The sequence below is a fragment of the Kitasatospora sp. NPDC058965 genome (assembly GCF_042741245.1).
Classification (GTDB): domain Bacteria; phylum Actinomycetota; class Actinomycetes; order Streptomycetales; family Streptomycetaceae; genus Kitasatospora.
Map to the genome: position 1 here is coordinate 1 of NZ_JBHYKG010000409.1, position 6,395 is coordinate 6,395.

The 6,395-nt window shown below is 73.6% G+C and carries 6 protein-coding genes and 1 pseudogene; 3 read left to right on the forward strand and 4 right to left on the reverse strand.

Annotated features, from left to right (window positions below; translation table 11 throughout):
- Nucleotides 1–18 precede the first annotated feature (18 nt).
- The 3 genes from ACFW1A_RS37105 to ACFW1A_RS37115 are packed head-to-tail and all read right to left on the reverse strand — an operon-like array spanning nt 19 to nt 2,800.
- The gene (locus ACFW1A_RS37105; RefSeq protein ID WP_380417446.1) at nt 19–276 is read right to left on the reverse strand and encodes an acyl carrier protein; all 258 of its coding nucleotides are present in this window, start codon (nt 274–276) and stop codon (nt 19–21) included.
- A gap of 38 nt (nt 277–314) precedes the next feature.
- Entirely contained in the window at nt 315–1,535 is a 1,221-nt protein-coding gene (locus tag ACFW1A_RS37110) for a ketosynthase chain-length factor (protein WP_380417448.1), read from the reverse strand.
- On the reverse strand, nt 1,532–2,800 hold the full coding sequence (locus tag ACFW1A_RS37115) for a beta-ketoacyl-[acyl-carrier-protein] synthase family protein (protein ID WP_380417450.1): 1,269 nt from the start codon (nt 2,798–2,800) through the stop codon (nt 1,532–1,534). Before ACFW1A_RS37115 ends, ACFW1A_RS37110 begins: the two co-directional genes overlap by 4 nt.
- 244 nt (nt 2,801–3,044) lie before the next feature.
- Here ACFW1A_RS37115 and ACFW1A_RS37120 point away from each other — a divergent pair, with 244 nt between their 5' ends.
- Nucleotides 3,045–4,187 carry an acyl-CoA dehydrogenase family protein gene (locus ACFW1A_RS37120; protein WP_380417453.1) on the forward strand — a complete coding sequence of 381 codons (1,143 nt, stop codon included), beginning with the start codon at nt 3,045–3,047 and terminating at the stop codon, nt 4,185–4,187.
- A gap of 10 nt (nt 4,188–4,197) precedes the next feature.
- On the opposite strand, the gene ACFW1A_RS37125 is transcribed toward ACFW1A_RS37120, so the two are convergent.
- Entirely contained in the window at nt 4,198–4,554 is a 357-nt protein-coding gene (locus ACFW1A_RS37125; RefSeq protein ID WP_380417455.1) for an ArsR/SmtB family transcription factor, read from the reverse strand.
- A gap of 100 nt (nt 4,555–4,654) precedes the next feature.
- Here ACFW1A_RS37125 and ACFW1A_RS37130 point away from each other — a divergent pair, with 100 nt between their 5' ends.
- Nucleotides 4,655–6,133 carry an MFS transporter gene (locus ACFW1A_RS37130; RefSeq protein WP_380417457.1) on the forward strand — a complete coding sequence of 493 codons (1,479 nt, stop codon included), beginning with the start codon at nt 4,655–4,657 and terminating at the stop codon, nt 6,131–6,133.
- A gap of 44 nt (nt 6,134–6,177) precedes the next feature.
- A pseudogene (locus tag ACFW1A_RS37135) lies at nt 6,178–6,395 on the forward strand (alcohol dehydrogenase); the annotation flags it as partial.

The following is a 6,395-nucleotide window of genomic DNA, read 5'->3' on the forward strand; positions in this document are numbered from 1 at the left end:
GGAGCCGGGTGGGTGGGGTCAGACGCCGGCCGGGACGGCGCCGTTGACCAGGTCGAGCAGCGCGCGCGGCGTCTCGACCTCGGTGATCTCGTCGTCCGGGATCCGCACCCCGAACTCCTGGTAGATCCGGGCGGCGCTCTCCATCAGGGCGAGCGAGTCGTAGCCGAGCTCCTCGAAGGTGACGTCGTGGATGTCGGCGGCCGGGTCGTCGGCCCCGTCGAAGCCGGCGCTCTCGATCAGGATCCGGCGCAGGTCGTTGATGGACATGATCGGCATGGTTGCTCTCCAGTGCTCGTGGTGTCGGTGAGGGGGAGTCAGTCGGCCCGGCGGACCACGACGGCCGAGTTGAAGCCGCGCCGGCCGCGGGCCAGCACCAGCGCGGTGCGGACCGGCAGCTCGCGCGGCCGGTCCAGGACCAGGTCCAGCCCGTACTCGGCCGGGACCTCGGTGGTGTGGGCGGTCGGCGGGACCACGCCGTCCCGGATCGACAGCAGGGCGGTGGCCACGTCCAGCGGACCGCCGCCGCCGGCCAGCCGGCCGGTGAGCGCCTTGGGCGCGGTGACCGGCACGCCGCCGGCGCCGAACACCCCGCGCAGCGCCTCGGCCTCGATCCGGTCCAGCTCGGGCACGCCGGCCGCGTCGGCGAAGACCACGTCGACGTCGGCGGCGGTGATCCCGGCGTCGGCCAGCGCCAGCTCGATCGCCCGGCGCAGGCCCGGCGGCCGACCGCTGCCCGGGGCGGGGTCGAAGGTGGCGGCGTAGCCGGCCAGTTCGCCGTAGATGTGCTCGGCGAGCCGCTCCCGGGCGCTGTCCTCGTCCTCGACGATCAGGATCGCGCCGCCCTCGCCCGGCACGTGGCCCGAGGCCTTGGCGTCGAACGGCAGGTAGGCGCGGTCCGGGTCGTCGACCGTGCTGACCAGGCCGCCGGCCAGCTGGGCGGTGTAGCCCCAGGAGTCCAGCGCCGAGTCGACCCCGCCGCTGACCACGAGCTCGGTGCCGCGGCGCACCGTGCGCCGGGCGTGGCCGAGCGCGTCCAGTCCGCCGGCCTGCTCGCCGACCAGGGCCGCGCTCGGGCCGCGCATGGTGTTGCGGATCGAGATCTGACCGGTGTTCACGGCGTAGAACCAGGCGAACGACTCGTAGACCGAGACGAACTCCGGGCCCTTGCTCCACAGCTTGTCGAACTCGTTGTGGGTGAAGGCGAAACCGCCCTGCGCGGTCGAGGTGACCACGCCCATGCTGTAGTCCGGCAGCGTCTCCTTGGTGACGCCCGCGTCCTTCAGCGCCCAGTCCGCCGCCACCAGGGCGAACCGGGTGGAGACGTCGGTCTGCGCGTGCAGCCGGTCCGGCAGGTGGTCCTCGACGTGGAAGTCGGTCACCTCGCCGGCCAGCCGGGACGGGTAGCGGGAGGCGTCGAAGCCGACCAGCTCGGCGATCCCGTTGGCGCCGGCCAGCACCGCCTTCCAGTACTCCTCGGTGCCCAGCCCGTTGGGGGCCACCACGCCCAGACCGGTGATCACCGTCCGCTTGGTCATGCCTTCACTCCTTCCGGACGCTGCAGCAGCATCGCGCTCTGGAACCCGCCGAAGCCGCTGCCGACGGTGAGCACGGTGTCGGTCCGGTGGTCGCGGGCGGTCAGCGGGACGTAGTCGAGGTCGCACTCGGGGTCTGACTCGTGCAGGTTGGCCGTGGGCGGCACCACGTTGTGCTCGATGGCCAGCGCGCAGGCGGCGATCTCGATGGAGCCGATGGCGCCGAGCGAGTGCCCGACCATCGACTTGATGGAGCTGACCGGCACCCGGTAGGCGTGCTCGCCGAGGCTGCGCTTGAAGGCGGCGGTCTCGTGCCGGTCGTTCTGCTTGGTGCCCGACCCGTGGGCGTTGATGTAGTCCACCGCGGTCGGGTCCAGGCGCGCCTCGTCGAGCGCCTGGCGGATCGCCTCGGCCATCTCCCGGCCGTCCTTCTTCAGACCGGTCATGTGGTAGGCGTTGGAGCGGGTGGCGTAGCCGGTGATCTCGGCGTAGATGTGCGCGCCGCGGGCCTTGGCGGCCTCGTACTCCTCCAGCACGAACATCGCCGAACCCTCGGCCAGCACGAAGCCGTTGCGCGAGTTGTCGAACGGCCGGGAGGCGTGCTCCGGGTCGTCGTTGCGGGTGGTGGTGGCCTTGATCGCGTCGAAGCAGGCGACCACGATCGGGGAGATCGGGGTGTCGGCGGCGCCGGCGATCATGGTGTCCACGGTGCCCTCGCGGATCAGCTGGACGGCGTAGCCGACCGCGTCCAGGCCCGAGGTGCAGCCGTCCGAGACCATGGTGACCGGGCCCTCGGCGCCGACCTCCCAGGCGACCTCGGCCGGCATGATGCCCGGGCTCAGGTAGTCGAACATGTGCGGCGAGAGGTAGGCGTGGTCCACCACGGACTCGCGGCCCCGGTTGGACATCACCAGGTACTCCTGCTCCAGGCTGGTCGCCGAGGCGACCGCGCTGCCCAGGCTGACGCCCAGTCGGGTCGGGTCGCCCGCCGACAGGTCGAGGCCGGAGTCGGCCACCGCGTCCCGGGTGCAGGCCACCGCGAACTGGGTGGCCCGGTCCATCCGGCGGATCTCCCGGGGGCCGAAGCCCTCCGCCACCGCGTCGAAGTCGACCTCGCCGCCGACCTGGGAGCGGAACGGGGACGGGTCGAAGAGCGAGATCCGGCGGGTCGCGGTCCGCCCGGCGGTGAGCAGGTCCCAGAAGGCCTTGGTGCCCACTCCGCCGGGAGCGCGGACGCCGATCCCGGTCATGACCACGCGCCGGGTCATCGGACCTCCTCCGGTCGGTTCGAGCTGAGCATCTCGTTTCCTTTCGTCTGCGCCGGCCGGGGATGTCCACCGCCGACGAGGGCACCGACAACGCTGCGGCCAGTGCCTCGAAACGAGCTCGAACTCCGATGGTGAGCAGTGAAGTTCGCTGCTCCAGCCGGCTTCGAGCCGGGCTCCGGCGGGGCCCGCCAGGCTGGGCTCGCGCCGTTCCACGTCCGGCGCCCGCTACCCCTGGAGGATCCCGATGCCCGATACGGCAGCCGCGCGCACCGCAGGGTGGTCCGCGCGTTCGGTCGGCGAGCTGGCCGCGGCGCACGCCGCCAAGGCGGACCTGGACCGCCGGCCGCGCCCGGAGGTGACCGACGCGATCCGCGCCGCCGGTTTCGCCCGGCACTTCGTCCCGGCCCGGTTCGGCGGTGCCGAGGGCAGCTTCACCGACTTCACCCGCGCGGTGGCCGAGGTGGCCGAGGGGGACGCCTCGGCGGCCTGGTGCGCCTCGATCGCCGCCACCCTGGGCCGGATGGCCGCCTTCCTGCCCGAGCAGGGCCAGCGGACGGTCTGGGCCGACGGCCCGGACGCCCAGGTGGTCGGCGCCCTGATGCCCGGCGGCACCGCCGAGGCGGTGGACGGCGGCTGGCTGGTCAGCGGCAAGTGGGCGTACCTGAGCGGGATCCACGGCTCGCAGTTCGCACTGCTCTGCTGCCCGGTGCCGACCGCGGACGGCGGGCGCGAGGTGCGCTTCCTGCTGGTCCCGCGCGCGGCCTACACGGTCGAGGAGACCTGGTTCACCGTCGGGATGCGCGGCACCGGCAGCGACACCCTCGCGCTGGCGCCGACCTTCGTGCCGGTCGAGCACTCCTTCGCCCGCGAGGACCTGCTGGTCGGCCGGGCGCAGGCGTCCGCCGCGCACTGCCACAACGTGCCGCTGAAGAGCGTCAGCGGCCTCTCGTTCGCCGCTCCGGTGCTGGGCGCGGCGACCGGCGCGCTGCGCTCCTGGGCCGCGGCGCAGGCGGCCAAGCGGGCCGCCGTGCCGGCCGGCCCGCGGATCTCCGGCGGCACCGACGCCAGCGCCGAGCTGACCCTGGCCCGGGCGGCCGGCGAGCTGGACGCGGCGCGGCTGCTGCTGGAGCGGGCCGCCGCCGACGCCGACCTGGGCCGCCCGGAGCCCGCGCTGGCCGCCCGGGCCCAGCGCGACCACGCGTTCGCGGTGGACCTGCTGCTGGATTCGGTCAACCGGCTGGCCCGGTCGGCCGGCACCCGGGCCCAGAGCGAGGCCGAGGACTTCCAGCGCTACTGGCGGGACGCCAACGCGGCGGCCGGCCACGTGGTGCTGCAGTGGGAGCCGGCCGCCCGGGGCTGGGCCGAGCAGCGGCTGGCCGGGGTCTGACCCGGTCCGGTCAGCGGGCGGCGGCCGCCTTGGCCGCCGCCCGGGTCGGCTCGGTCGGCGACGCCAGCACGGCGGCGACCAGGCCGGGGAAGCGGGCGTCGAGCTCCTCGCGGCGCAGCGTCAGGACCCGCCGGGACCCCTCGATCCGGGTCCGGGTGATCCCGGCCTCGCGCAGGATCCGCTGGTGGTGGGAGAGCGTGGACTTGCTCAGCTCCAGGCCCGCGGTGCGGTCGAGCAGCGTACATGACAATCCGTCAGTCCCGGCCACCGCCCGCACCATGGCCAGCCGGGCCGGGTCGGCCAGGGCCGCCAGCACCTTGGAGAGCGGCAGCTCGTCGACGTCCGGGTGGAAGACCGCATCACTCATGGGACCGAGCCTAGTTCAGCATTGCCGAATGTTCCACACTCATCGTACTCTTCGATAACCATCGAACCCTTCGACAAGGGTCAAACAGCGAGGGATCTCCATGTCCACACCCGATCCGCGCCGGTGGCTGATGCTGCCGGTGGTCCTGTCGGCCACGTTCATGTACGGCTTCGACCTGAACGTCGTCAACGTCGCCATCCCGTCGCTGCAGCACGACCTGAACGCGGGTCAGGCGGCGCTGGAGCTGATCGTCGGCGGCTACTCCTTCACCTACGCGGCCGGCCTGGTGATCGGCGGGCGCCTCGGCGACCTGTTCAGCTACCGCCGGATGTTCCTGATCGGCATGTTCGCCTTCACCGTCGCCTCGCTGCTCTGCGGCCTGGCCCAGACCCCGGTCGAGCTGGTCGCCGCCCGGGTGCTGCAGGGCGCCACCGCCGCCGCGATGGTGCCGCAGGTGCTGGCCCTGATCGCCGCCACCTTCCCCGGCGAGGAACGGCCCAAGGCGCTGTCCTGGTTCGGCGTGGTCGGCGGTCTGGCCGGCGTGCTGGGGCAGGTGCTCGGTGGCGTGCTGCTCAACGCCGACCTGTTCGGCTGGGGCTGGCGGGTCATCTTCTTCCTGAACATCCCGGTCGGCCTGGTGGTGCTCGCCTTCGCGCTGCGCGTGCTGCCGAAGGTGGACACCGGACGCAAGCCCGGCCTGGACCCGGTCGGCGTGGTGTCCATCTCCGGCTCGCTGGCCCTGGCGCTGATCCCGATGATCTTCGGCCGCACCGAGCACTGGCCGCTGTGGACCTGGGCCTGCCTGGTCGCCTCGGTCCCGGCCATGCTGGTCGCGCTGCTCTGGGAGAAGAAGCTGGCCGCCCGCGGCGGTCAGCCGCTGCTCGACCTGGCGCTGTTCGCCAACCGCGGCTTCCGGCTCGGCCTGGCCGTGAACGTGGCCTTCATGGCCTCCTTCACCTCCGGCATCTTCGTGCTCAGCCTGCTGCTCCAGTCCGGTCTGCACCTGACCGCGCTGCAGGCCGGCCTGGCCTTCGGCCCGATGGCCGTCCTGGGCATGGCCGGCCCGATGGTCGGCCGCAAGCTGATCGGCAAGGTCGGCATGCGCCCGGTCATGCTGCTCGGCTGCGCGGTGGCCGCCGCCGCCATGGTGCTCATCGGCGTGGCGCTGCAGGTCCTGGGCGGGAAGATCTCGGTGCCGTGGCTGGTGGTCGGCCTGGCGCTGCTCGGCTTCGGCAACACCCTGGTGCTGCCGCCGCTGATCGGTGCCACCCTGGGCGGGGTGCAGCCGCAGCAGGCGGGCGTCGCCTCCGGCACGCTCAACACCACCCAGCAGTTCGCCGGTACCGCGGGCCTGGCCGTGATCGCCACGGTCTTCTTCTCCCGACTGGGCAACCACCTCGACCGGGCCGCCTTCGCCTCGGCCGCCGAGACGGTGATCTGGATCAACCTCGGCCTGATCGCCGTGATGGCCGCCCTCACCGCGGTGCTGACCAAGCCCGCCGCCGCCAAGGCGGCCGCCCCCGTCACCCCGGCCAAGGCCGCCGCGATCGCCGAGGCCGCCGCCGAGGCGGCGGTCTGACCTCCGCTCCCCCGTCCCCGCCCCACCGCCCGTCAGGAGTCCCCGTGCGCGGCTACCTCACCGACCCGACCGCCAGGGCCGGCCTCCGGCTGGCCGAGGACCTGGCCGAACCCCGGCCCGGCCCCGACGAGTTCCTCCTGGAGGTGCGCGCCTACGCGGTCAACCCGGGCGAGACCAAGCTGATCGCGGAGCGCCCGGACGGCTTCCGGCCGGGCCAGGACGTGGCGGGCACCGTACTGCGGGCCGCTGCCGACGGCAGCGG

Bases quoted from the DNA above. Each gene is read 5' to 3' on its own strand.
- ACFW1A_RS37105 (WP_380417446.1), bottom strand. From the start codon at position 276: ATGCCGATCATGTCCATCAACGACCTGCGCCGGATCCTGATCGAGAGC.
- ACFW1A_RS37110 (WP_380417448.1), bottom strand. From the start codon at position 1,535: ATGACCAAGCGGACGGTGATCACCGGTCTGGGCGTGGTGGCCCCCAAC.
- ACFW1A_RS37115 (WP_380417450.1), bottom strand. From the start codon at position 2,800: ATGACCCGGCGCGTGGTCATGACCGGGATCGGCGTCCGCGCTCCCGGC.
- ACFW1A_RS37120 (WP_380417453.1), top strand. From the start codon at position 3,045: ATGCCCGATACGGCAGCCGCGCGCACCGCAGGGTGGTCCGCGCGTTCG.
- ACFW1A_RS37125 (WP_380417455.1), bottom strand. From the start codon at position 4,554: ATGAGTGATGCGGTCTTCCACCCGGACGTCGACGAGCTGCCGCTCTCC.
- ACFW1A_RS37130 (WP_380417457.1), top strand. From the start codon at position 4,655: ATGTCCACACCCGATCCGCGCCGGTGGCTGATGCTGCCGGTGGTCCTG.